General features: G+C 61.8%; 20 protein-coding genes. 13 read left to right on the forward strand and 7 right to left on the reverse strand.

Annotated elements, in window-relative coordinates; translation table 11 throughout:
* Positions 1 to 5: 5 nt before the first annotated feature.
* Together AC1DTQ_RS04660 and AC1DTQ_RS04665 are read right to left on the reverse strand one after the other, a co-directional pair.
* Complete coding sequence (locus tag AC1DTQ_RS04660; protein WP_477848373.1) at positions 6 to 2,954, reverse strand: TonB-dependent receptor; 2,949 nt, start codon at positions 2,952 to 2,954, stop codon at positions 6 to 8.
* A 398-nt stretch (positions 2,955 to 3,352) separates the two neighbouring features.
* Positions 3,353 to 4,303, reverse strand: coding sequence for a LysR substrate-binding domain-containing protein (locus tag AC1DTQ_RS04665; RefSeq protein ID WP_477848374.1), 951 nt, complete (start codon positions 4,301 to 4,303; stop codon positions 3,353 to 3,355).
* Positions 4,304 to 4,618: 315 nt separating this feature from the next.
* On the opposite strand from AC1DTQ_RS04665, the gene AC1DTQ_RS04670 reads away from it, so the two are divergent.
* The 6 genes from AC1DTQ_RS04670 (at position 4,619) to AC1DTQ_RS04695 (ending at position 10,049) form a co-directional block, all read left to right on the forward strand.
* Positions 4,619 to 4,831 carry an SDR family oxidoreductase gene (locus AC1DTQ_RS04670; RefSeq protein WP_477848375.1) on the forward strand — a complete coding sequence of 71 codons (213 nt, stop codon included), beginning with the start codon at positions 4,619 to 4,621 and terminating at the stop codon, positions 4,829 to 4,831.
* Positions 4,832 to 4,864: 33 nt separating this feature from the next.
* On the forward strand, positions 4,865 to 5,494 hold the full coding sequence (locus AC1DTQ_RS04675) for a 2-dehydro-3-deoxy-6-phosphogalactonate aldolase (RefSeq protein ID WP_477849124.1): 630 nt from the start codon (positions 4,865 to 4,867) through the stop codon (positions 5,492 to 5,494).
* Positions 5,491 to 6,639, forward strand: a complete 1,149-nt coding sequence (dgoD, locus tag AC1DTQ_RS04680; protein WP_477848376.1) for a galactonate dehydratase — start codon at positions 5,491 to 5,493, stop codon at positions 6,637 to 6,639. The genes AC1DTQ_RS04675 and dgoD overlap by 4 nt, the downstream gene beginning before the upstream one ends.
* A 4-nt stretch (positions 6,640 to 6,643) precedes the next feature.
* Entirely contained in the window at positions 6,644 to 7,567 is a 924-nt protein-coding gene (locus AC1DTQ_RS04685; RefSeq protein WP_477848377.1) for an SMP-30/gluconolactonase/LRE family protein, read from the forward strand.
* Entirely contained in the window at positions 7,564 to 8,466 is a 903-nt protein-coding gene (locus AC1DTQ_RS04690) for a 2-dehydro-3-deoxygalactonokinase (RefSeq protein ID WP_477848378.1), read from the forward strand. The genes AC1DTQ_RS04685 and AC1DTQ_RS04690 overlap by 4 nt, the downstream gene beginning before the upstream one ends.
* Positions 8,467 to 8,918: 452 nt before the next feature.
* Positions 8,919 to 10,049: a S1 family peptidase gene (locus AC1DTQ_RS04695; RefSeq protein ID WP_477848379.1), complete on the forward strand. Its 1,131-nt coding sequence runs from the start codon at positions 8,919 to 8,921 to the stop codon at positions 10,047 to 10,049.
* A gap of 203 nt (positions 10,050 to 10,252) precedes the next feature.
* On the opposite strand, the gene AC1DTQ_RS04700 is transcribed toward AC1DTQ_RS04695, so the two are convergent.
* Entirely contained in the window at positions 10,253 to 10,657 is a 405-nt protein-coding gene (locus AC1DTQ_RS04700) for a hypothetical protein (RefSeq protein ID WP_477848380.1), read from the reverse strand.
* Positions 10,658 to 10,720: 63 nt separating this feature from the next.
* On the opposite strand from AC1DTQ_RS04700, the gene AC1DTQ_RS04705 reads away from it, so the two are divergent.
* Positions 10,721 to 11,374 (forward strand): TetR/AcrR family transcriptional regulator, encoded by a 654-nt coding sequence (locus AC1DTQ_RS04705; protein ID WP_477848381.1) that lies wholly within the window; start codon positions 10,721 to 10,723, stop codon positions 11,372 to 11,374.
* A gap of 54 nt (positions 11,375 to 11,428) precedes the next feature.
* On the opposite strand, the gene AC1DTQ_RS04710 is transcribed toward AC1DTQ_RS04705, so the two are convergent.
* Both AC1DTQ_RS04710 and AC1DTQ_RS04715 read right to left on the reverse strand, forming a co-directional pair.
* Complete coding sequence (locus AC1DTQ_RS04710) at positions 11,429 to 12,403, reverse strand: hypothetical protein (protein WP_477848382.1); 975 nt, start codon at positions 12,401 to 12,403, stop codon at positions 11,429 to 11,431.
* 205 nt (positions 12,404 to 12,608) lie between these two features.
* Positions 12,609 to 13,592 carry an alpha/beta fold hydrolase gene (locus AC1DTQ_RS04715; protein ID WP_477848383.1) on the reverse strand — a complete coding sequence of 328 codons (984 nt, stop codon included), beginning with the start codon at positions 13,590 to 13,592 and terminating at the stop codon, positions 12,609 to 12,611.
* 141 nt (positions 13,593 to 13,733) lie between these two features.
* Between AC1DTQ_RS04715 and AC1DTQ_RS04720 the strand changes: the two genes are divergently transcribed.
* From AC1DTQ_RS04720 to AC1DTQ_RS04745, 6 genes are all read left to right on the forward strand, one after another.
* Entirely contained in the window at positions 13,734 to 14,606 is an 873-nt protein-coding gene (locus tag AC1DTQ_RS04720) for a helix-turn-helix domain-containing protein (protein WP_477848384.1), read from the forward strand.
* 166 nt (positions 14,607 to 14,772) lie between these two features.
* Positions 14,773 to 15,384 (forward strand): RNA polymerase sigma factor, encoded by a 612-nt coding sequence (locus AC1DTQ_RS04725; protein ID WP_477848385.1) that lies wholly within the window; start codon positions 14,773 to 14,775, stop codon positions 15,382 to 15,384.
* Complete coding sequence (locus AC1DTQ_RS04730; RefSeq protein ID WP_477848386.1) at positions 15,347 to 16,339, forward strand: FecR family protein; 993 nt, start codon at positions 15,347 to 15,349, stop codon at positions 16,337 to 16,339. The genes AC1DTQ_RS04725 and AC1DTQ_RS04730 overlap by 38 nt, the downstream gene beginning before the upstream one ends.
* Before the next feature lie 87 nt (positions 16,340 to 16,426).
* Positions 16,427 to 19,681, forward strand: coding sequence for a carboxypeptidase regulatory-like domain-containing protein (locus tag AC1DTQ_RS04735; protein WP_477848387.1), 3,255 nt, complete (start codon positions 16,427 to 16,429; stop codon positions 19,679 to 19,681).
* 46 nt (positions 19,682 to 19,727) lie between these two features.
* Positions 19,728 to 21,008 carry a hypothetical protein gene (locus AC1DTQ_RS04740; protein ID WP_477848388.1) on the forward strand — a complete coding sequence of 427 codons (1,281 nt, stop codon included), beginning with the start codon at positions 19,728 to 19,730 and terminating at the stop codon, positions 21,006 to 21,008.
* On the forward strand, positions 21,005 to 22,648 hold the full coding sequence (locus AC1DTQ_RS04745) for an alkaline phosphatase D family protein (protein WP_477848389.1): 1,644 nt from the start codon (positions 21,005 to 21,007) through the stop codon (positions 22,646 to 22,648). The genes AC1DTQ_RS04740 and AC1DTQ_RS04745 overlap by 4 nt, the downstream gene beginning before the upstream one ends.
* Positions 22,649 to 22,684: 36 nt before the next feature.
* On the opposite strand, the gene AC1DTQ_RS04750 is transcribed toward AC1DTQ_RS04745, so the two are convergent.
* Both AC1DTQ_RS04750 and AC1DTQ_RS04755 read right to left on the reverse strand, forming a co-directional pair.
* Positions 22,685 to 23,359 (reverse strand): M23 family metallopeptidase, encoded by a 675-nt coding sequence (locus tag AC1DTQ_RS04750; RefSeq protein WP_477848390.1) that lies wholly within the window; start codon positions 23,357 to 23,359, stop codon positions 22,685 to 22,687.
* A 3-nt stretch (positions 23,360 to 23,362) separates the two neighbouring features.
* Positions 23,363 to 24,325, reverse strand: coding sequence for a L,D-transpeptidase family protein (locus AC1DTQ_RS04755; protein WP_477848391.1), 963 nt, complete (start codon positions 24,323 to 24,325; stop codon positions 23,363 to 23,365).
* Positions 24,326 to 24,396 lie beyond the last annotated feature (71 nt).

The following is a 24,396-nucleotide window of genomic DNA, read 5'->3' on the forward strand; positions in this document are numbered from 1 at the left end:
CGCGCTTAAAACGTCACGCGGAGAGTGGCGGCGTAGCGCGTGTCGTTCACGTACCAGGAAGTGACGCGGCGGCCGGCTCCGTTCTGGTCCATGATCGTGCGCTGTTCGGCGTTGTTGAGGTTGTTCATCTCCAGGCCGAGCTTGATGTTGTCGTTGAAGCTGTAAAAGATCGAGGCGTCCAACTGTCCATAGGCGTCGCTGTACACCGGCAGCTTCCAGGCAATGGAATCGCCGTCAAGGTTGTTGTTGGTGCCGTTGTAGCCATTGGCCCCGACCGCCAGCAGGTACTCGCTGCGCCAGTTGTAAGCCACGCGGACCTGCCAGGGACCCTTCTCGTAGAAGAGGGCGACGTTGTAGGAGTTCTTGGACAGGCCGTCGGCCGGCATGTCGCCATACGTTGAGCCATCGGTGTCGACCGGCTGCGCATCCACCTCGTTCGGTATCTTGGTCGAGCTGTCGATGTAGGTGTAGTTCGCCGAGAGTCCCAGGCCGTCGAAAGGCGCCGGCAGGAAGTCGAAGAATTGGTTCCAGCCGATTTCCGCACCTTGGATGCGTGCCGTGCCGGTGTTGATGGTTTGAGTGACCAGGTACTCGTATTGGTTGCCGTCGGCGCCCGGATAGGCCACCAGTCGCGACTGGTTGCGGAAATAGTCCTTGACGTCTTTGTGGAATAAATTGATCCAGGCCATGCCGCCCTTGTCCGGATCGAAGTACCACTCCAGCGACAGGTCGAACTGGTTGGCCTTCATCGGCTCCAGGTAGGGGTTGTCGGTGGAACTGCCGGTGAGATCCAGCCTGTCGATCGGCAGCAAAGTAGTGCCCACCGGCGGTGTGTAGCCCGACTCCACGGCGGCGCTCAGCACCTGATAGGCCTGCATGTCGCTGAAGGCGGGCCGGGCGATAGCCTTGGAGGCGGCAAAGCGCAGGATCAGGTTGTCGATGGGTTCCCAACGCATGTTCAGGCTGGGCAGCACGTCGGTATAGGAATTGCTGGCCGAGATCGGCTCCGATTCCCCGGCACCCAAATACGGCGCAAGGGGTTGGTTGGGATAGACCAGGAACCCGCGGGCGGCATTCTCGGTGCGCACCGCGCGCACGCCGATATTGCCGTCGAGACGGATGTCGTCCATGCCGAATTCCAGCATCACGTAACCACCTGTGGTCTTCTCGCTCTGCAAGTTGGTCCACTGCGGATCCTGTATGTTCCGCGGCGTGATCTGCCCAAAGCAGCAGTTGTAGTACGGGGCGGCGGCTCCATGGAGATCCTGGTAGCTGGTCGGGAAGTTGAGCGCCGTCGCCAGGATCGGTGCGTAGAAAGTACCCGGCGTGTTGGCGTCGCCGCGGTAGAAATTGTCGAATGTGTTCTGATGCACCAGGCTGGAATTGACCGTGCCGTTCAAATCCAACCCCGGTAGGGCACCACCGGGCAAGGCCCAACCCTGCATCCAGGGCTGGAACAGCGCTTGCCAGTCATAGCCGGTGTCCCTGCTGGTGGCGCTACGATCGGTCAGGCGCACGCCGAACTTGACCGCCTTGAAGAAACCGTTGTCGAAGGCGTGCTTGAGGTCGGCGCGCCAAGCGAACTGGTCGGCCTCGTTGTCGTCCCGATGGTCCATGGTGAAGCCCCAGTAGTAATTGGCGGGGTTTCCCGTGAACTGTTCGTCGATGCCGATCGACGGCGTGCCGCCGCCGAGGTTGACGTCGATATAGGGCACGTTGATGCCGAGGGACACCGTGGAATCCAGCCTCCGGGTCGTGGATTTGACGTACTGGAAGTCGGTCGTAAGCTGGGTGCTGTCGCTGAGCGACCACTTCAGGCCGAAGGAGAAGTCGGTGGTCTTGGACTGGCTGTTCGAGGCGCGAATGTCCGTGCCCATGGGGATATTGCCGGGCTGGACGAGCCGGCCCGAGCGGAACACGTTGCCGTCCAGTTCATAAGGCTGGCTGGTGTCCAGCGCGACCGCGGTGGGATCGTTGCCGACGAAAATGGCGTCCTCGTTCCAGAGCTCGTCGTATCGGCTCTGGAAACCGGTGGCGTGCAGCTCGACATCGTCGGTGGGTTGCCACTGCAGGGCGACATACACGCCCTGGCGTTTGCGTTCGAAATCCAGCGTGCGCCAGTCGGCGCCGCGCGGCAGCCAGAGCCGCTCGTTGGTGCCGTCGTCGTCGAGATCGGTGTTGGCGGTCTCGAAGAACGGCCGCACGAACATGCCGTCGGTGCGGGTGGCGAGCTCCGACTGCGCGACATCGACCAAGAAGCCGACTTTGCCGATGCTGGTGTCCCAGTGGTTGCTGTACAGAGCGGAGGCGGAAGGCTTGTACTGCTCGGCGAAGGTGCCGTAGTTCTCGCTGAGGCTGAAGCCGATCCTCTGGCCTTCGAAGTCGAAGGGCTTGAAGGTGCGCAGGTCTACGCTGCCGCCCAGGCCACCCTCGATCATCTCGGCCTTCTGGTTCTTGTAGACGTCGACGCCGGCCATCAGTTCTGAGGGCACGTCCTGGAAGCCGATGGTACGGCCGCCGTTCGCCGAGAAGGTGTCGCGGCCGTTGAGCTCGGAACGCACCTGGGTCATGCCGCGGACCTGTACACCGGAGCCTTCGGCGGAGGGGTGTTCCGGATCGCCCGCCGACAGGAAGCGGTCGATGGTCACACCGGGGATGCGCGACAGCGTTTCGGTCACGCTACGGTCGGGCAGCGCGCCGATATCCTCCGCAGTGACCGAGTCGACGAAAGTGTCGGAGTCACGCTTGATGTCCTGGGCCCTGTAGATGGAGGCACGGATACCCGTGACGACGACGGCATCCAGATTAATGGCCTCTTTTTTCGCCTCTGCATCGTCCTTAGCGGCCTGGGATTCCTGCGCATAGGCATTGGCGCTAAGCAGCGCGGCAATGCTCAAGGCAATGGCCGAATGCTGCAATCGACGGAAATTGGTACGGCCTGCTGCCCGGCTCACGGGGGTACGGTTTTGGCGCGTTGACATGGTTGTTCCCTCCCAGGACACCTTGGCTAACGATTGGCTGGTTTTTCGAACCCGCGCGCCTCTTTGCGCCCCGGGTTCGTGTTCTTGGCTATGTGGCGATTTGTCTCTGGACGATGTTTCCGGGTCGACCCCGGCCTGTGCCGGTTCCCCGTGCCTTGTTGTCCCTTGTCCTCTCGGGCTGTCGCGACACCGTTGCTGCGGTATCCAAGCTCTGCAGCTTTGTTACGTCCGCCTAACGCGGATGTCACATTGCGACTTCCACGGCAGCATAGGCCGCTCTCAACATTCCATACCAATGAAATATTGAACGGAAGCTATGTTGTTTTTGAATACGGAAACGGCCGCTTCCGGCATTCAGCCGGTGGAATCGATTACAGGGCCGGATACAAAAGGCGCGCTGTGGCGCGCAGTGATTCCAGGACGCGCTCGGCTCCGGGAGACAGTTGCTGGTCGCGTCGGCGGATGATGCCGAAGAACTCCATGCGTACGCCCAACTCAATCGGCAGGACCTGCATTTGCGCAGTCTGCAGGTATGGCGCCACCGATTCCGCGGGCAACGCGGTTAGCAAATCGCTGTGTCGCAACAGATGGATGATGACCGGCAGCGACGCGGTCTCGATGATGTTCTGTGGCGGTGCCAAGCCATGTTCCAGGAACATCGAATCCAAGCGCGTGCGCAGTACGCTGGCTGCCGGCGGCATGATCCAGCCGTATTCGATCAGGTCGGCGTGCGTCAGTTCGCTGCGCTGCGTCAACGGATGCCCGGCTCTTACGATTACCGAATGCGGCTCGTCGGCCAATGGCTCGAATTCCAGATCGCCCGCTCCTTCCGGCCCCAGGATGCGGCCGATCACGATGTCCAGCTGCCCGTCCAACAGCTTGGCCACCAACGGCCGGCTGTAGTCCATTTCCACCCGAATCAGAATGTCGGGGAAATCGCGCTTCACCGCGGCGATGGCCTGCGGTACCAGGGTGGTGCCCGGGTTGACCACCGTGCCGATCGCCGCCTGGCCCATGCGGCCGCTGCGCATGGCCGCTATTTCGTCATGAGCGCGGCCGATTTCCGACAAGGCGGCGCGCGCGCGACGGATCAGCACCTGGCCGTACCAGGTAGGCTCCACCCCGCGCGCATGGCGCTCGAACAGCGGCACTCCCAGGATGCCTTCCATTTCCGACAGCAGCTTGGAGGCCGCTGGCTGGGTCATATTGGCCGCCTCGGCCGCCCGCAGGACCGAGCGCTGCTCGTACAGGTGCAGCAGCAGCAATAGATGCCGGGTCTTGAGCCGTGAAGCGTTGAACCAGCTGGTTGAAGGTTGGACCACGGGGCGTCTCCTGAGCGTTCAGCAAGCTATATTCACGGGGAATAGCATATGACGAAAATTTCATTTGTCGTACATAGCTAACGCGAGCAACCCTATGCCACGCTGATTCAGCGTTGCCGCCCCGCCCTGCGGACGTTGCAACGACCAAAAGAAGAACAACCGTTGTGCACGAGTCGCGCGGGGCCACTGTCGGCAATAGGCAAGGGCGCGGACACCGAATCATCGCTGCGAGCCGGGAGGGCCCATGGCGCAAACCTATCCAGGCAAGACGCCAGAACGCCCGTTGCCGCGGCCCCAACCGACGCGGGTGCGGCATTGAGCGCGCGGCCGTTCGCGGCGCACGGTGCGGAAGTGTTTGGAGAAATCCAGACCGAACTGCTGCCGCCCAAGCGCATCGGCACGCCGGAGGAAGTCGCGCATACCGCGCCGTTCCTGGCCAGCGAGTTCCTGGCCAGCGATGAAGCGCGCTTCATCAACGCCACCGACATCCTGATCGATGGCGGCCGTTCGCAGCTCTATCACGAGTGATATCCGCCGATGAAAGCCGTTAGTGACCGCGACATGAGCGCCGAGAGCGCAACCTCCCCTTTCCGTCTTCCGCTGATCGCCATCCTGCGCGGCATCCGCGCCGATGAAGCGCTGGCGCATGTGCAGGCGCTGGTGGAGGAAGGCTACGACGCCATCGAAATTCCGCTCAATTCGCCGGGCTGGGTCAACAGCATCGGCGCGGCAGCCCGCGACTTCGGCGATCGGGTCTGGATCGGCGGAGGCACCGTACTGCGCACGCAGAACGTGGATACGCTGGCGGCGCTGGGCGCGAGCTTCATCGTCACCCCCAACACCGATCCGGTCGTGATCCGTCACGCCGTGGATCGCGGCCTGCAGGTGTGCGCAGGCTTCGCCACCGCCAGCGAAGCCTTCGCCGCGCTCGACGCCGGCGCGCAAATGCTCAAACTGTTTCCCGCTTCCACTTATGGAACGCAGCATGTGCGCGCCTTGCGGGCGGTGCTGCCTCCTGTCCCCTTGTTCGTCGTCGGTGGCGTTACGCCGCTCAATCTTGCCGATTTCCTCTCCGCCGGCAGCGTGGGCGCAGGCATCGGCGGCGAGCTCTACAAACCAGGCCAAGCGGTGGAGCGCACGCGCCAAAACGCGCGTACTTTCAAGCAAGCCTATCTGGAATACACGCCATGAAAATCGTGCGTCTCAGCACCTACCATGCCGCACCGCGCTGGTTGTTCCTGAAGATCGAAACCGACGAGGGCGTCAGCGGCTGGGGCGAACCCGTCATCGAAGGCCGCGCACGGACCGTGGAAGCGGCCGTGCATGAATTGTCCGAGTATCTGATCGGCAAGGATCCTTCGCGCATCAACGATCTTTGGCAAACGCTCTACCGGGGCGGCTTCTACCGCGGTGGTGCGATTCTGATGAGCGCTATCGCCGGTATCGATCAGGCGTTATGGGACATCAAGGGTAAAGTCCTGGGCGTACCGGTGTACGAATTGCTGGGCGGCCGCGTGCGCGACCACATGAAAACCTACCGCTGGGTCGGCGGCGACCGGCCGGCCGACATCATCGAGCAGATAAAGTCTTACCAGGCCTTGGGCTTCGATACGTTCAAGTTCAACGGCACCGAAGAGCTGAAGCTGATCGACAGTCCGCGCAATATCGATGCGGCCGTGGCCAAGGTCGCGGCGATCCGCGAAGCGTTCGGCAATACCATCGATTTCGGCATCGACTTCCACGGCCGCGTCAGTGTGCCGATGGCGCGCGTGCTGCTGCGCGAGCTGGAGCCGTACAACCCGCTGTTCGTCGAGGAACCGGTGCTTCCCGAACATGCCGAATACTATCCGCGCTTGGCCGATGCCACCTCCATCCCGCTGGCCGCCGGCGAACGCATGTATTCGCGCTTCGAATTCAAATCGGTGCTGGCCGGCGGCGGTCTGTCGATCCTGCAACCGGACCTGTCCCATGCCGGCGGCATCACCGAATGCTTCAAGATCGCGGCCATGGCCGAGGCTTACGACGTCGGCTTCGCACCGCATTGTCCGCTGGGGCCTGTGGCCCTCGCCGCCTGTCTGCAGGTTGATTTCGTCGCCCACAACGCAGTGCTGCAAGAACAGAGCATCGGCATCCATTACAACGGAGACGCCGACTTGCTGGACTATGTGCTCAACAAGGAAGACTTCCAGTGCATCGATGGCAACATCGCCGCGCTGCCCAAACCCGGCCTTGGCGTGGAGATCGATGAGCAACGGCTGATCGAGGCCAGCCGCAATCCCCCGGCCTGGCGCAATCCGGTCTGGCGTCATGCCGACGGCAGCGTCGCGGAGTGGTGATGCGGTGAGCGCCTACGTCGACCTGGATCGCGTCATCCCCAGCCTGGTCGTGGATAGCCGCTGTGCGTTGGGGGAAAGCGTGCTCTGGTGCGAACGACGCGCCGCGTTGTTCTGGACCGACATCGATGCTTCGCGTTTATGGATGCATCGGCCGTATCCGGGCACCACCGAAAGCTGGGCCCTGCCCGACCGCCTGGGCTCGCTGGCGCTGTGCCAGACCGGCCAGTTGCTGCTGGGTTTGGCCAAGGGCCTGTACCTGGCCGATCCCGATGCCGCGCAGGAGGGAACTCTGTCGCTGGAAAAATTGATCGATGTGGAAGCCGACAACGCCGAAACCCGTATCAACGACGGCCGCAGCGACCGCAATGGGAACTTCGTCTTCGGCACCAAGAGCGAACGCGCCGACAACGCGCCCATCGGCGCGTTCTACCAGTACTCGAGCCAGCACGGTCTGCGCCGGTTGAATCTGCCTGCCGCCGCCATCCCAAACTCGATTTGTTTCAGCGCCGATGGCCGCAAAATGTACTACTGCGACTCGGTCGTACCGCAGATCCTGTGCTGCGACTATGACGCCGATGCCGCTGAGATATCGGGTTCGCGCGTATTCGCCGAAGTGGACGACGCCAGCGCATCGCCCGATGGTTCCATCATCGATGCCGACGGCTACTTGTGGAACGCGCAATGGGGCGCGGGCCGCATCGTGCGCTATCGCAGCGATGGCAGCGTGGACCGGGTGATGTCGCTGCCGGTGAAGAACCCTTCCTGCTGCACCATCGGCGGCGCCGCCTACGACCGCCTGTATATCAGTAGCGCGCGGGTCGACAACAGCGCCGAAGAGTTGGCGCGCACGCCCGGTGCGGGAGGTATTTGGCAGATTGCCCTGCCGCGTACGCTCGGCCTGCCGGAAAGCAGGATCGAACTCGTATGATCGCCATCGACTGGGGCAGCAGCAGTCTGCGTGCATACCATTTGGATGCCGCCGGCGTGGTGACGGAACAGAAGCGCAGCGATCGCGGCGTGCAGTCGTGCGAGGGGAATTTCGCGGCGACGCTCGCTCCGTTGATCGCAACCTGGAACGACGCGGACATCATGCTGTGCGGAATGATCGGCAGCCGCGACGGTTGGTTCGAGCAGCCCTACCTGGATTGCCCGGCCGGCATCGATGAATTGGCCGCAGCGATGGCACCGGTGGAGGTTCCCGAGTTTCCGAGGCGACGGCTGTGGTTCGTGCCCGGAGTCGCTGACAGGAATTTGACCGAGGTGCCCGATGTCATGCGCGGCGAGGAAACCCAGACCTGCGCGCTGCTCGACCTGTTGCGTCATGGCACCCACTTGCTGTGCCTGCCCGGTACGCACAGCAAGTGGATCACCGTGCGCGACGGGAGGATCGTCTCGATCGCGACCGCGATGACCGGGGAAACCTATGCGGTCATGCGTCGGCATAGCGTGCTCGGCAAACTGATGGGCAAGGACGACTCGCGCTTCGACGCCTACGCCTTCGATGCCGGCCTGCGCCGCAGCGCCGATGCCAGCGGACTGTTGCATCATTTATTCGGCGTGCGGACGCTGGGGTTGTTCGGCCAATTCTCCGAGGCGGCCCTTCCTTCGTATCTGTCGGGCCTGCTGATCGGACACGAAGTACGCGCCTCCGGATTGTTCTCGCGGACTCCGCGCCCTGCGCAGGTTCATCTAATCGGCAACGAGCGTTTGATCGACGCGTACGCCAGAACGTTGGTGGCTTTGGGCGTTGGCGTGCAGCGGCACTCCGAGAACCTGGCGGCCCACGGAATGCATCGCCTGTCGAGATCGCTGATCTTGGCGTCATGAATCCGCAGTCGGGAAATCCGCAGCCTGCGTGTGGTCTCCGACATCCAGCCGAGTTCTCAAGGTCCAGGCATCGTTTTCTCCCTGCACGCGTACTGCCGTCGTCGGAGAAAGCGCGATCATTACACAGGGACCACCCGACACACTCTGGCATCCGTCCTACGCCCTCCGGTGATATGTCCGCTTTCAGCCAATAGCAGACACGCGAATCGCGTTGACGGGCGTGTGAAATCACTTAACAAATCTCCTTCCCGTCCGTGCAAGCATCCGCCAACCGGGCCCCCTTCGCGAGCTGCCACTCCGTCGGCGGGTGACCGGTCCTGCAACTTGACCACCCGATTGGAGATCTGCAGATGCGAAAGTTCGCTTCCTGGGCCAAACGCGGCCTGTTCGTGCTTGCCCCACTTCCGCTTGTTTTCGCCATAACCGCTTCGGCGGTTGGACCCGCCGACAATATGTCCCCTACCCTTCGTGCCGCGATGCAGCGTGACCTCGGCCTGACGTCGGCCCAACTGGCGCAGTATCTGAAGATCGAACGTCTCGCGGAACTGCAATCCAAGCAACTGGCCACGGCGCAGGGCCGCCAGTTCGCCGGCAGTTGGATTGAGCGCCAGACCGATGGCACCTTCAAACTGGTGGTCGCGACCACGTCAGGCTTTCCGCAGAAAGGGCCCGCCGGCGTCGAGTTCCGCACCGCACGCAACCCCATCGCCGACCTCGCCGCTTCCAAGGCCCAGCTCGACACCATGGTCGAGCGCGGTGGCAAGGTGCCGAACGGCGTGTATAGCTGGTACGTCGACCTGCCGAGCAACACCCTGGTGGTTGGCATCGGCAAGGGCAAAGAGAACGCTGGCATCGACTTCATCGCCAACAGCGGCGCCAGTGCCGATCATGTGCGCTTCGTCGTCGAGGAAGAACAGGCCAGCAAGCGCGCCGCGTTGAAGGGCGGCCATGGCTATCTGCGCAATCCGGGTGACGGTTACTTGTATGCGTGCTCGATCGGTTTCAACGCCCTCAAAGGCACCACACCGGTCTACGTGAGCGCGGGGCATTGCGGTGATGCGGGCGAGTCGGTTTATCTAGAGGGCTCTGCCGGAACGGGCCCGCAGTGGACGCTCGGTCCGCAAGTCGGCGCGTTCACCGCATCGAGCTTCCCGCAGCCCGGCCAGTCCGGTCCCGACTACTCCTACGTGACGATTTCCGGCAGCAACACGCAGGTGGCGAGCGTCTACGGCTGGACCACGGCAGATGTCGTCGTCAAGGGCAGCACCGCCGGCGGCGTCGGCACGGCGATCTGCCGCTCCGGCCGCACCTCGGGCTGGAAGTGCGGGACCATTGATCAGGTGGACGTGAGCGTCAACTACAGCACCGGCGAAACCATCACGCACGTCAACCGCACTACGGCCTGCTCCGAAGGCGGCGACTCCGGCGGTTCGTTCATCACCGGTCCCGGCCAGGCGCAGGGCGTGCTTTCGGGCGGAAGCGGCAGCTGCAAGGGCAAGCTTCCGAACAACCGCACCCGCAGCTACTTCCAGCCGCTCAATCCGATCCTGACGGCCTATGGGCTCACGCTGAAGACCGGTTGATTCCATCACGCACTGCAAACGAAAACGCCTCGGGTTTCCCCGGGGCGTTTTTTTATGGCGTCGACTGGAGAAGTGGCGTGGGAAGCTGGTCTATCAGTGGGTTGACGTCCATGTCCGCTTTGGGTTGAAAGCGGACATTGGCTCGACGCCATTACGCAGAAGACGAGCGACCGCCATCTAGGCGTTGAGTACGCAGCCGCGGGTCATGTATAGCGCGCCGCCGCCATACAAATTACGGTGATCGCCAACAAACCGGCGGCCAAGCGCGCGACCACGGCCATGCGCGCCTGCGCGGCGGCTTCCGGCAACGTTCCTCGCGCAAGCTGCCAACGAGTACGCGCACCGACGCCGACCTGCACAATGAAGGCCAGCAGCGCGCAAGCAATACCGACAACGAGAACCTTTTCCGGCCTTCCGAAGGCCGCACCGTGCACGGCGTGCCAGAGATAGCCGCCGGTGAGAATGGTCATGACCGCCGCCCCCAGCATCGGTGCGCGCAAGCGTGGGCCGCCAAGGCCGCCGAGGCGCGCGAGAACGAAGGTGCCGCCGGCCCAGAACACCGCTGCGAGAACGTGCAAGGACAAGGCTATGATCAAGATCGTCTGCATGGACTGCTCCTGACTACGAACAATTAGATATACACACTGTATACTCAACAAAAATGGATTGCAATGCCGGAACGTATTTATTCCAGCCCGGGACGTGACGCGATGGCGGCCGAGACCAGAACGCGGCTGCTCGATGCCGCTAGCTTGCTGTTGCGACAAGCGCCCGACCCCAGCAAGGTGTCGCTGGACGCGGTCGCCAAGGCAGCGGGTGTGACCCGGCTGACCGTCTACAACCAGTTCGGGTCCAGGCGCGGTCTGTTGGAGGCGGTCTTTGATGAAGTCGCGCGCTTGGGGGGACTGCATCGCATCCCGGCCGCAATGGCGTTACCGGAGCCGAGTGCCGCGCTGTATCGACTGCTGGACATCTTCTGCGATTTCTGGGCCTCCGACCACGCCTTGGGCGTGCTGCACGCGGCCGCTGCCGCGGACGCGGAATTCGCCACGGCCATGGCCGAACGTCAGGAGCGCCGGCGCAAAGTCCTCGGTGTGCTGGTGCAGCGGTTGGTCGCAGCGGGAATTGTAAGTAAGGCAAGGGCGGACGAAGTCATCGACATGCTCTTCGCCCTCTCCAGCTACGCCATGTTCGACATGCTGCGCGAGCCCGGCCGTAAGCCCGTCGCGGTGCGAAGGATGCTGAAGTCGGCGTTCACAGCCGCACTCGAAAGCGCGCTCAACGATTCGGAACGGGGATCGCGGCAAGGGTCAAGAAAGAAATAGATGCCCGCCAGCCAAACGACTGTCGCACTAGGTCGGCGTGCCGCGATTGTTCTTCTATTTTTGGCGCACACGCGTCATTAGGCGAGAAAGCGGAACTTGCCAGATGTTGTAATTGCCGTTGTCCCAGGACTGCATACGGGCAACGTCTGCCTGCGCTTGTTCCGACGTGCGTGGAAATTGCACGGGGACCACGCGTTCACTGCTGAAATACAGCGTCTGGCCATCCGCCGACAAACGCGGCTCGGCGTCGGATTTCGGCGTGTTGATGTCGTCGCCGAGAGGGATAGGCTCGCCCCAGTCTTGGCCATCGCGGAACACGATGAACAAGTCGATGCCGCGATTGGCGATGCGCCCTGAACCGAACACCAGAAATGATTCGTCTGGCGCGACGGCGGGATCGACATCGGTGGCGGTTCCGTCACTGAAGGGCAAAGGTTGCGCTGACAGATAAGTGCCGTCATGGGACTGCGCGCGAAACAAACGGAACTTGCCGGACCCTGCATCCGGGGTCATGAAATAGAGGCTGCCATCCGCCGCCACGCTCGGCGCATAGATCGATGCGCTGGTATTCACGCTTGTTGGCAGCAACGTTGGCGTGCTCCATCCGTGGTTCAGCCGGTCGACACGCCACAAACGACCACCGTTTTGCTTGCTGCCGTTGTAAAAGCCTTCCACTTTGTGGCCACCCTCTCGATCGGGACGGTTCGAAATGAAAACGAGGAAGCGACCATCTGGCGACATCGCCGGTTCCATATCGTTCCAGGTGCCCGAGAAAGGTGCGATGTGCGGCTCTGACCAGAGGCTATCGGCTCGGCGCTCCGACACGAGAATCGTCGATTGCTGCGGATTGCTGCGACCGAAGTAAACCACGTCGCCGGAAGGTGTGAAGGCAGGTGCTGAATCGTGCGCTGGTCCAGACAAGATTCCCGGTGCGAAGATCGTCGGCACGATATCGACGGATTCGGCCGAATGCGCGGCTCCCATCGCAGCCAGCGCGATCGCGACGATGGAAATGATCGAATAGTTCATGCGCGGTCCTGGAAGTTATATTGTCGTGCTTGATTGACAGAGTATCCGGTAGACATCCTGGGCGGCCTGTGTTTTCGATCTCAGGATTCCGAGTACAGCATCAGAGGAAAGAATACTATTCGCCTTCTGACGTCATTGGAGAATGGTTCTCCAAACGCTGATCCGGTGAGCTATCTGAAGCATTCACCCCGATCGGCGTTCGGCGTCACACGGGAACTTCCCACAGCCGTTGCGCTTCCTCGGCAAGGACGTCAGGGAGTTCTTCAGGCCAGAACGTCTTGCTGCCGGCCAGCCGCCGCACCCCGCGCGAGTTGCCGAAACTGCGATCTAGGCGGTCGGGACTGTCCGGTGAAAAGATCTTATCGTCCGCCCCCCATACGATCCGCGTCGGGGCCTTGCAGCGCTTCAGCGCCGGACCGATGCCCGCCAGCGGGTTGGGCTCGAATCCGACCAAGGTAGCGTCCACCAACGCCCTTTGTGCGGGAGAGCTAACCAGGGGCGAGAAGTAGTAGTCGATCGCCTCGTCGGTGAGGATAGCGGGATCGGCGTAGACGGCTCCACCGAAGGTAGCGCGGGCAGAGTTCTTGTCCGTCAGCCAGCCAGGAAAGACGTCGGTGGATTTTCCCGCCCGCGCCAGGGCCAGAAGCGGCTTGAGGCTCGGTGGCGGGCTGTCCTGCTCTTCATCGCAATTGGTCAGCAGTAGCGTGCGGACGCGTTGCGGATGCTGGGCAGCGATAAGCTGCGCGACGGCGCCGCCGCTGTCGCTGGCGACCAGATCGACGGTGGGAATGGCGAGTTTGTCCAGCAACGCCAACAGCATCGCGGCCTGCGCAGCGGGTGCCACGCTCTGGCCGCTGGCAACGCGCGTGTAGCCCAACCCCAGGAAATCGGGCGCGATGCAGCGGCGATGTTCCGACAGGCGCTCGAGCGCACCGCGCCATTGGAAACCGTTGAGCGGATGGGCGTGCAGGAATAGCGCCGCCGGACCCATTCCGCGCTCCACATAGGCGATGTCGCCGAACCGGGTGCTCGCCATGCGCCGCAGAGCGCGGAACCGCGCCACCCCCATCGGTTGCGACGGATCCGTACCGGCAGCGCCGCGGCGGAGATTTGCGAGTGGTGCGCACGCGCCGGTGACGCCGGCCGCGAGCGCGGCGGCGGCCAATCCGATGAATTGTCTGCGTTTCATGTGGGTCTCGTGCCTCGGGATGTCGGGTGAACCATCCTGACAACGGCGCCACAAGCACGCGCGCACAAACGGCCGATATCGGATACGCAGGGATGATTTTTGGCACATGCACCCCCTCCGGCTGCGGAGCAGAATCGGGCGATGATCGACAGACCCGAGTGCTACCCAGGCCCTGCGCCCGCGCTGCTATCGAGCGTCGGCAATGGGCGGGCGCCGTTGCTGGATGTCCTGACCTCGCCGGTTCCCTCCGGGGTTTTCGATTCTCCCGTGGACGGTCGCCACGTACTCTGTCTGCACCTGGGCAACGCGGTACCGGTCTCCTACCGCATGCATGGCCGCGATCGACAAGGGGTACGGATCCACGGCCAGTTCTGCGTGGTACCGGCGGGCGCGAGCACGCGCTGGATCATGTCGCGGCCTGCGCGATCCCTGCTGCTCCGGCTGTCGCCGTCCCTCGTGCCGGAAACCGCGGATGCCCTGGGCCTGGGTTCGCGCGTCACCGAGCTGGCGCCTTCGATCCATATTCGCGATCCGCAGATCGAGCGCATCGGCTGGATGATGCAGGCCGAAGATCACGACGCCTATCCGGGCGGCCGCCTGTTCGCGGACGGCCTGGCCTCGGCGCTCGCCGCGCGCCTGCTCGCCTTGCAATCGCGCAGACGGACCAGCGTTGAAAAACCAGGACGCGCGCTGCCGGTCTGGCGGTTACGCCATGTGCTCGAATACATCGATGCGCATCTGGACGAGGATCTATCGCTCGCCGAACTGGCGGCTGTGGCGGGATTTAGCCTTTCGCACTTCAAACCGCTGTTCAAGCAAGCCGTCGGCATGCCAGCTCACCGCTTCGTGCTCGAACGGCGAGTGGAACGCGCGCGCACGCTGTTGCTGGAAGGAAAAAAGAGCATGGGGGAGGTCGCGCTGGAAGCGGGCTTCTCGCATCCAAGCCATATGGCCCGTTGCTTGCGCCGCGTGCTGGGGCTCAGCCCTTCGCAAATCGCCAGCGCATCTCGATAAGAGGCTGACGGTACGCTTTGACCCCAGGCCTAATTCTTTCCGCTGGTGAGCCTCGCATGGCTGAAACATCGCTGTCATAGCTACCGAATAGCATCTTTCCGGCATTTGCCCAGTTGGTGGGTGTTGGGGAACCTGGGTGTCCGATCGAACCGAAGTAGAGGGCGACATGGACGACGCTCTGGATGATGTCGAAAGAACGCGCTGGTTCATGCATCACGTCTTGCCGCATGAGGCGGCACTCAAGGGCTGGTTGTCGCGCCGATGGGCGCCAGCCGCATTCGACATTGATGACATCGTGCAGGAAAGCTACGCGTTGTTGGCCGAACGCGAGCGCATAGACGACATCCTAAATCCGCGCGCCTACCTGTTTCAGGTGGCCCATTCGTTGGTGGTCCGCAACATTCGGAGAGCGCGAATCGTGTCTATCCTCGCGATAGAAGATCTCGGGCTGGTGGATTTCGCCGATGAGGCAGCCACACCGGAACAAAATGCCATCGCCCATGATGACCTGCGTCAACTGGCCAAGGTGATCGCGAGCATGCCCGGGCAGACACGAGAGGCTTTTATTCTGCGTCGCGTCCGTGGATTGTCCCAGAGGGAGATCGCATCCCGGATGGGCCTTTCGGAGAATACGGTTGAAAAGCATATCGTTCGGGGTATCCGCTGGTTAGGAGATTGGTTCGCCAGTGGCGGAAACCCACCCGCCAAAACCTCTAATCAATTGGAGCGGGAAAAAAGGCGTGCCAGTGCAAGAACGCGAAACCAGCCAGGACATTGACCGAATCGCTGCAGAATGGGTGGCGAAGATGGATCGTGCGCCCCTGTCCGCCGACGAGGCCGGAGAGTTGAAGCAGTGGCTGACTGGCGATCGGCGGCGCCGTGGGGCGTTCACCCGCGCCAAAGCGATATGGATGCGCAGCGAGTCCGCGCGTGCGCTAGGTCCGCAATACGATCCCGCGGACTTTCGGCCCGCGGTAGCCGCCCCACCCCGCCTCCGTGTCGGGCGCCGCCGGCGCTTGATGGAATGGGGTGGTGCCGTGGCCGCTTCGTTCGCGCTGGTCGTGGTACTGACGGCAACGTTGCAGATGCCTACGGCCTATGCGACCGCCAAAGGGGAAATGCGTACTGTGCCATTGGGAGATGGAGCCACGGTGACGCTCAATACCGATAGCCGCATCAAGGTGTACGACGATGAAGGGCGGCGACGGATACGCGTCTTGCGAGGCGAAGTGCTGATTGAAGGCGCCGGAACGGTGCCAACGATGGTGGAAGTCGATGGAAAGCGCTTGGAGGCTACGGCGGCCACCTTCGTCGTGCGCAAATTGGAAGGCCGGCCGACACAGATACTGGTGCAGGAGGGGCGCGTCGTTTTGGCCGAAGCGACACGATCCGCGAAAGTTCCCTTGGCGCCGGATACGGGTGCGTCGTTGCCGGAAAGAAAGGGGGAAGGATGGAATTTGACGTCGCTCCCTGCCGGGCAAATGGGGCGCGAGCTGGCGTGGCGGGAAGGAAAGATCGCGCTCCAGGGCGAAACCTTGGCCGAAGCCGCGGCCGTCTATGCGCGTTACAGCGACACGCCCATCGTTATCGCCGACCAAGATCTGGCGAAGATGCAGGTGACGGGACTATTCGCGGCCAACAATCCACTTGGCTTCAGCCGTGCCGTCGCGGAAGTATTCGACGCGGAAGTGCGACAGGAAGATGGCCGCATCATCGTTGCCCGCGCACATTAATTTTTTTTGACAGATAGCGGAAAGCGCTTTCGCCAGGACTCTCTGTTTTCAATGCCGACTACACGCGGCCTGCCGAGAACATAGTCCATGAATCGTTGCAAGAAACTTCTGTTGGCCAGTGCCGTTGCCGCTGCATTGGTTTGCAATTCCCAGGCAATCGCGCAGCAGCGCAAATTCGAAGTCCCGGCGCAGCGGGCGGTCACCGCCATTCCGGAATTGGCCCGGCAGGCCCAGGTGCAGATCATTGCGCCGGCAGGATCGCTGGAAGGCATCAACACACCGGCGATCGTCGGCGAAATGGATGCGCGCGAGGCATTGCGCCTGTTGCTGGAAGGAACAGGCCTGAAGATCAAATCCGATGAAGGCAATGTCATCCTGCTGCAGAAAGAAGGCGCCGCCCCCGGGCGTACGCGATCGGAGCAACCGATAGGCAGCGGCGGCGTACGCGGCCGCGTCTTCAATACCGCAACCGGAGAGTATGTGCGCAATGCCGAGATCCGCATCGAGGGCACGACGATCGTCACCTATTCGGAGGATGGCGGTAGTTTCCGTCTGACCGGCGTGCCGGCCGGCAAAGTGACCGTCGTAGCCAAATACACCGGTCTGCAAGAGTCGAAGACGGTCGCCAACGTGGTCGCAGGCCAGATGGAGACACTGGAATTCGAGCTGAAAGTACCTTCCTACACTGCCCAGGGCGACGACGCGGTCGAAATGGACATGATCCAGGTCACTGCGAAGCGCGAAGGCCAGGCCAGCGCCATCATGGAACGCCGCGCCGCGATGAACGCGAAGAATGTCGTCGCCGCCGACAACTACGGCGCCCTCACCATGGGCGATGTGGGCGAGTTCATGAAATCCATGCCCGGTATTTCCCTCGATTACACGGAAGTGGACGCCACCGCCGTGCGCATCGGTGGCCTCGACCCGAAGTATTCCACCTTTACCGTGGACGGCGCCCGCATGGCCACCGCCACTTCCAACAACAATAGCGGCCGCCAGAATTCCTTCGAGCAGATGTCCATCACCGGCATCGAGTCGATTGAACTCAACAACACGCTTATGGCCAGCATGGACGCCGACTCCCCCGGCGGACAGATCAACCTTCGCAGCAAGTACGCCTTCAATCGCACCGGACGCCAGTTCGTTTTCCAGCTCGGTGGCGTCGGCACCTCCGATTCCACTTTCTCGCGGAAGTATTTCCCCGACGATGAGAAGCATTCGACCGTCTACCCTTCCGGCCAGTTCGGCTTCGGCGACGTCTTCCTGGACGGTCGCTTGGGCGTCGAGTTCAACACCAGCTACAACGCCAACTACGTCCAGCAGGACCGCATCCAGACGGATTGGTCCTATCTCTCCGATGGTCGAGTCATGCCGTATCGCCTCATGTGGCGCCCCGGTCCGAAGATGACGAGCCGCACGGCCGCCAACCTGAGCACGGACTATCAGCTTACGGACGAACTCGTCCTGTCCTTGCGCAGCACCTACTCGTTCTACGACGTCGAGTATTTCAACCAGTACACCTTTCTTTACTTCGGCACTCCTACGGCGTCCTATGCCACGCAGGGGTCCACGCCCACCCACGTCGTCGTGAATCCCAACGGGACCAACACCCGCCTGCGAACCGAGTATTCGCACCGCTACGCCGGAACCCCTACCTATACCATCGCCCCGAAGCTCGAATTCAAGACAGACACCCTGGAAGCCACGCTCCGCGGAAGCTATTCCAGATCCGAATTCAACTTTCGGGACAACAGCAAAGGCTTCTTCCAGCGCACAGACAGTTGGCTGACCGGCATCGGCTTCACCCTTGACCGCCCCTCGGAGGATTCGAACGCCTGGACGCTCGCGCAGACCGCTGGCCGTCCCTGGGGCGACCCCACGAACTTCAATCGTGACGCGGATATCGGCAACAACATCCGCACCGCCGAATCCGATGCCATCAACGATCAGTATGGCGGCTATCTCGACTTCAAGAAGCTAATCACCGTACGAGAGCTGCCGGTCACGCTTATGGGCGGCTTGGGTAGCCGCAAGAACGACTGGAGGACCAACGAGGGTTCCTTCCAGCAATTCCAGTACGTCGGCCCCAACGGCGATCTGACTCAGAGAGACCCTGCGGCTGTTATCCCTTGGACACAGAACTATCAGTTCGAAATAAACGGCTTCAACGCCGGCAACATGAACGACCAGAACTGGCGCGCGGACAGCAACTATGCGACGTACGACATCTACAAAGAGCACCCCGAGTATTTCGTCCCCGACACCGTGGGCAATCTGAAGCGCAAGCTCGACAACGACAAACGCATCCAGGAACAGATCGATGCCGCCTACCTAGAGGCTCAGACGCGCGTCGGCGATGCCCGCTTCGACCTGGGTTTGCGCTACGAGAAGACCAAGACCGCGGCGAGAATCGCCAACGTCCGCCCGGTGAGCGAAGTGACCGAAGCCGGGCTTTCGGTCAACACTGTCGAGGGCCTGCTGTACCAGTACAACAACGGTGCATACTCCACGCGCCAGGGCGAATACGAAGACTGGTTCCTCAGCGGCGGGGTCAAGTACGACTTCACGGAGAAGCTGGTCGGCCAACTCGCCTTCAGTGAATCCATCCTTCGCCCCGACTACGGAAACCTCGGTGGCGTTGTCTCGGTGAACGACGACACCATGATCGTCACGGTGCCGAATCCGGAGCTGAAGCCCGAACACTCCACGAAGTATTTTGCGAGTCTTCAGTACTATCTCGAACCCTCCGGCATCATCGGCCTTTCCTACTACAAGCTCGACATGACGGATATGCAGGTCACCGGCGTCACGGTCGACCCTGAGGATGTCGGCTTCGATCCCGACGAATATGCGGGCTATACCTTCCGCAGCGCGCAGAATCTCCCCGGAACCAGCACCAACCAAGGCCTGACCTTCGAGTACAGCCAGCAGTTGACCTTCCTGCCCGGCGCGCTCAGGGGGCTCAGCCTTTACGGTTCGATCACCTCGATCGATGCTGATGGCGAGCGCCAGAACATGCCCGAGCGGGCGGCCAACTGGGGGCTTCGCTATAACTACGGTCGCTTCGATTTGCAGATCAACGGAAACCGGCAGGGTGAGTACCGCGTCAGCGCCCTGAGCAACACGCCCACCACCGCCAACAACGGCGTTCTCTACCATATCGCGCGCGAGCTGTGGAACATCAGCGCCAGTTACAAGCTCTCGAAGAACGTCGAACTGCAACTTGCGGGGCGCAACATCTTCAACGAACCCGACATCATCTATTCCAACATCCCAAGCCGCGTTCAGCAGTACACCATCTACGGCTCGATGTGGAATTTCGGGATCAAGGCAAGATTCTGAGCGTGCATTGTGCGATCCCTCTCCCGCGGCGGCGCTGCCTCTCGGCATGATCGTCGCGGGATTTCTTTCTTGGGGCGAGGCTTTGAAGGTTTGCCCCTGTACTGACGACACTATGACTACTCGGCTTCATTTCTGGCCCAGCCAGGCGCGTCCCGCCCATCAGGCCCCGCCCATGGTCCGTACCCTCTTCCTCGCCATTACGGCATTGATCCTTTCCCCCAGCGTAGCGACGGCTCACTCTGTCACCACGGCGCCATTAACTCGTCTGCCGCTCAAGCAGAACGGCGGTACTTGGCCCTCTGGCCACGTGCAAGGTATCGCCGTGGACGTAAGGGGCGGCTATATCTATTACTCATTCACCAATCTTCTCGCGAAATACGATTTCAGTGGCAAGCTCATCGGCACGCTGGTCGGCTGGACCGGTCACCTCGGCGACCTCGATTTCAACCCGGCCGACGGGAAGGTTTACGGCTCCCTCGAATACAAAGAGGACAAGGCCTTCTACGTTGCCGTGATCGACGCGAATCGGATCGATAGGGTCGGCATGGAAGCAAACGAAACGGAGATTTTCCGCACTGTCTATCTTCCGGAGGTGGTCAAAGACTATGTCGCCGACCTGGACGGCGATGGAAAACTTGATGGGAACGCAGCCGGCACGCAGGACCACCGCTACGGATGCTCTGGTATCGACGGAGTTGGTTTTGGTCCCGCCTTCGGCCATGTCGATGGCCCGCGCTACCTCACCGTTGCCTGCGGCATCTACGGCGACACCGCGCGCGCCGACAACGACCATCAAGTGCTTCTTCAGTACGACATCGGCGATTGGGCCAGGTACGCCAGGCCGCTGACCGAGGGACGACCGCACCACAGCGGCCCGACTACGCTACAAGGAAGGTATTTCGTCCGTACCGGCAACACCAGCTACGGTGTGCAGAATCTTTCCTACGATGAAACGCTGCAGCGCTGGTTCATGGGTGTCTACCGGGGCAAGAAGAAATCCTTCCCCAACTACCAGTTGTTCGCGGTCGAGGCACGTACGCAACCGATGACGGGCGACCTGGTCGGCGTGGCGAGTGCAGACGGCACTGTCTGGGAGAAAGGCCGGTTGCTCGAACTGGCCGATGACGGATTGAGGGACGCTTCCACCGGCGTACGTGGTTGGAATCAGAAGGCCGACGTGGGTTTCCAGCCGGTCGGCTGGGGATTGTTCTACCTCTCGGCGAACTCGGGCGAAAGGGGCGCGCAAACCTCCGACCTCATCTTGATGCGATGGACAGGGAATGCGCAGCAGCCACTGGTTCCGGTGAAAGCAGAGGAAATGCCATGACGATGAATATCGAACGCCGGCGTCTTGTCATCGGCGGCGCGCTAGGCCTGAGCGCGTTGATGCTTCCCATTGGCCGCAGTCTTTGCGCCGAAGTTTTGGGGGCCAAGGGTTTCACCCACAATGTCGCCAGCGGCGAGCCAGGCTCCGACTCCATGTTGCTGTGGACGCGCTACGTATCGGCCGCGAGCGTCGATGAAGTCCGTCTGGAGGCGGAAGTCGCGCTCGATCGCGATTTTTCCCGCGTGGTTTCAGGCGGTAGTGTCCGCACCGGCGCGTATCGCGACTGGACGGCCAAGCTGATGGTGGACGGCCTGCAACCCGGTACGACCTACTGGTACCGTTTCATTGCGCCGGACGGGAGCAAATCTCCGGTCGGACGCACCAGAACGCTGCCCGTCGGCGACGTCGATCGCTTCAAGCTGGGCTTGTTTTCCTGCTCTAACCTTCCGATGGGCTGGTTCAACGCTTACGCCCACGCAGCGGCGCGCGATGATCTCGACTTGTGGTTGCACGTAGGCGATTACCTGTACGAATACGGCATCGCTTCGTATAAGGACAAGGATCGTGTCGTAGGCCGGGAGGTCATGCCCGCGCACGAACACGAGATGATCAGCTTGATCGACTATCGCCTGCGCTTCGCCTGTTACCGCGCCGATCCGGATCTTCAGAAGCTGCACCAGATGGCCCCGATGATCGCGCTTTGGGACGATCATGAGATCACCAACGACAGTTGGGAAGGCGGTGCAGCGAATCACCAGCCGCAGTCCGAAGGCGATTGGAACACCCGTCGCGCGGCCGCGATGCAGGCCTACCGCGAGTGGCTTCCCGTATCGGAAGAACCCTGGAAGGCCTACGCCATCGGTACGCTCGCCACGCTCTACCGTACCGAATCGCGCCTTCTGGCGCGCACGCGGCCGCCATCCGCGGAGCTGGCCGAGGCGCACCAGGCTAGCAATCCGGAGGTGGCGCTGAGTAATTTCCGTGACGGCGCCTGGCGCGATCCGACGGCGACGATGCTCGGCTCGGAACAGGAATCCTGGCTGGCGCACGAATTGAAGCGCAACGCGCCCACTTCCACCTGGCAAATGGTCGGCATGGGAACGATCATTGGACGCACCTTGATGCCGGAAGAAACGCCGGGTTGGGTTCGCTCCGAAGCGGGTGAGCGTGCCGTCAACAAATTCCAGAAAGATGTGCGTGCTTCTAAACTCGGCTTGCCGATGTGGATGGATCGCTGGGACGGCTATCCCGAGGCCCGTTCGCGTCTGCTGAGGTCCGCTCAACACGCGAATGCGGATTTAGTGATGTTGTCGGGCGATAGCCACAATGCGTGGGCGTATTCATTGATAGAAGACGGACAACCCGCAGGCATAGAATTCGCCGGTCATAGCGTGACGTCGCATGGCATCGAAGGACAGTTGGGAGCGGATCCAAAGAAGGTTGCCGGCGCCTTTGTTGCCGCCAATCCTGAGATGGCCTGGGCCGACACGAGCCAACGCGGCTACATGATGATCGACATCACTCCGCAACGTGTTACCGGCGAATGGTTGTTCATGCGAACGATAAAGTCGCCTAGCACGGCCTTGGCAGGCACTCACCGCATGTCGGTCGAGCGAGGGCGGCGCAAATTCTCCGCCTGATCGATGATTGAATGCTCGCACCTCGCCTGCTCGGTTCTAGCGCGCAGGCGACAGTAGGGGGTAGGGATTGATAGCGGTTCCTTCCCACCAGCGGCGCTCAGGCCCCAACACGAAGATGGCGAAATGCAGGTGCGGAGCGCTGGGGCTGGCGTTGCCCGTGCTGCCTACATATCCAATGACCTGGCCGCGCTTGATGGACTGTTTCTCCGCCAAGCCCGGGGCATAGCGTTCCAAGTGCGCGTAGTAGTAGGCGTATTTTCCGCTCGGTTCGAACTGATAAAGGGTGAGGCCGCCGCGCTCGCTGGTGAACAGTTTTTCTACGTGCCCATCGGCGACCGCCAGCACAGGGGTCCCGGCCTGCGCCATGATGTCGATGGCATCGTGCAAACGCCCCTGGCTGCGTGCGTCGGTAAAAGTATCGACCAGGTCTGCTCGCGCCTTACCCTGCACTGGAATCAGCAAGCCGGATGCACCAAGAGCTGGCGATGTAGAACCAGGCGCGATGTCGAGCGCTCCAACCGGAGTGACGGGAGTTGCAGCAGGTATCGGTGCCCGTGCTGGCTCAGTTGCTACAGGCCTCGCCGGCACCTGCGCCGGTTCGGAAAGCGTCGGGGGCGCCGGGCCAGCTTCAGGCGTTCGACTCACCGAGATTTGGCGGTAGGCCAGCGCCCCGAGGACGAGGCCTAGTAAGAGCACGGCCACGTATTTCAAAGCCTACTCCTGCATCACAACCGGTGTGCCCGCCTTCACCGCCGCCGCCACGCGTTGAGCGTCCCAGTTAGTCATGCGTACACATCCATGGGACTGGCTCTTGCCCACTGTTTCGGGATGGGGCGTGCCATGCAATCCATAGTGCGGTTTGGATAAATCGATCCAGACCGTCCCCACCGGATTGTTCGGTCCGGATGCGAGGACCGTCTTCGCATGGGCTGGATCCGCATCCCAAAACAGTTTGGGGTTGTAGTGAAAAGTCGGATTGAGTGCCGTCGCTACCGTCTTCCATTCGCCGATCGGCAGGGGGTCATGGTCGCTGCCCGACGAAACCGGAACTTGGGCTACTACTTGGCCTGTCGTATCCAGTAGCGTAAGCGTGGAGTCTGACTTGTCCACGACCACCTTGGCTGCTTTTGCGGCGGCGACATCGGCCACGTTCGGAACCTGCAATGAAGTACCAGCCTTATCCAAGTCCGCACCGGGATTTAACTCTTTGAGCAGCGCTGGGCTCGCATGGAAGCGTTCTCCCAGCGCCTCTTCCACAGACTCAAAACCCAATACTTTCAGCTTGGCTTGTGCAACGATGTCCGTTGGCAGCTTGGTGTAGCTCGCTCCAGCGTCGTCCGCAGTAATGGTATAGGAGACCAGCACGGGTGGCGCGTCAGCGTTCAGTGCGGCCCAAGTGGAGGCATCCAATTTGCCCGTAACTTCCAGTCCTTTGGCACGCTGATAGCCTCGAAGCGCGCGCTGTTGGTTAGAGCCTGCCCGCCCATCGATTTCGCCCGGCGAAAACAGGGCTCTATCCAGCAAGACCTGCGCTCGGAGATGTGCGGCCATGCCAGTCTGAGTGGTCGGCTGATTAGCTGCATCCGCCAAGCTGGGCGTCTGTGCCTGGGCGACGGCCACCAAAGCCATGGCAAACACGATTCCTGAACTCGTTCGAAGTTCGCGATGCTTGCTCATCGTTATTGCCTCAGCCTCTTAACGGAGCAGCAGACCTTTTTCTGCGTTCGGGCGCCGTGAAGGACTGCCCC

It is taken from the genome of Pseudoxanthomonas sp. P4_B2 (genome assembly GCF_056402315.1).

Excerpts from the sequence above, each read along its gene's own strand:
- AC1DTQ_RS04695 (WP_477848379.1), top strand. The coding sequence starts at position 8,919 with ATGTCCCCTACCCTTCGTGCCGCGATGCAGCGTGACCTCGGCCTGACG.
- AC1DTQ_RS04690 (WP_477848378.1), top strand. The coding sequence starts at position 7,564 with ATGATCGCCATCGACTGGGGCAGCAGCAGTCTGCGTGCATACCATTTG.
- AC1DTQ_RS04755 (WP_477848391.1), bottom strand. The coding sequence starts at position 24,325 with ATGAGCAAGCATCGCGAACTTCGAACGAGTTCAGGAATCGTGTTTGCC.
- dgoD (WP_477848376.1), top strand. The coding sequence starts at position 5,491 with ATGAAAATCGTGCGTCTCAGCACCTACCATGCCGCACCGCGCTGGTTG.
- AC1DTQ_RS04720 (WP_477848384.1), top strand. The coding sequence starts at position 13,734 with ATGATCGACAGACCCGAGTGCTACCCAGGCCCTGCGCCCGCGCTGCTA.
- AC1DTQ_RS04725 (WP_477848385.1), top strand. The coding sequence starts at position 14,773 with ATGGACGACGCTCTGGATGATGTCGAAAGAACGCGCTGGTTCATGCAT.
- AC1DTQ_RS04735 (WP_477848387.1), top strand. The coding sequence starts at position 16,427 with ATGAATCGTTGCAAGAAACTTCTGTTGGCCAGTGCCGTTGCCGCTGCA.
- AC1DTQ_RS04675 (WP_477849124.1), top strand. The coding sequence starts at position 4,865 with ATGAGCGCCGAGAGCGCAACCTCCCCTTTCCGTCTTCCGCTGATCGCC.
- AC1DTQ_RS04705 (WP_477848381.1), top strand. The coding sequence starts at position 10,721 with ATGCCGGAACGTATTTATTCCAGCCCGGGACGTGACGCGATGGCGGCC.
- AC1DTQ_RS04715 (WP_477848383.1), bottom strand. The coding sequence starts at position 13,592 with ATGAAACGCAGACAATTCATCGGATTGGCCGCCGCCGCGCTCGCGGCC.
- AC1DTQ_RS04745 (WP_477848389.1), top strand. The coding sequence starts at position 21,005 with ATGACGATGAATATCGAACGCCGGCGTCTTGTCATCGGCGGCGCGCTA.
- AC1DTQ_RS04710 (WP_477848382.1), bottom strand. The coding sequence starts at position 12,403 with ATGAACTATTCGATCATTTCCATCGTCGCGATCGCGCTGGCTGCGATG.
- AC1DTQ_RS04740 (WP_477848388.1), top strand. The coding sequence starts at position 19,728 with ATGATCGTCGCGGGATTTCTTTCTTGGGGCGAGGCTTTGAAGGTTTGC.
- AC1DTQ_RS04700 (WP_477848380.1), bottom strand. The coding sequence starts at position 10,657 with ATGCAGACGATCTTGATCATAGCCTTGTCCTTGCACGTTCTCGCAGCG.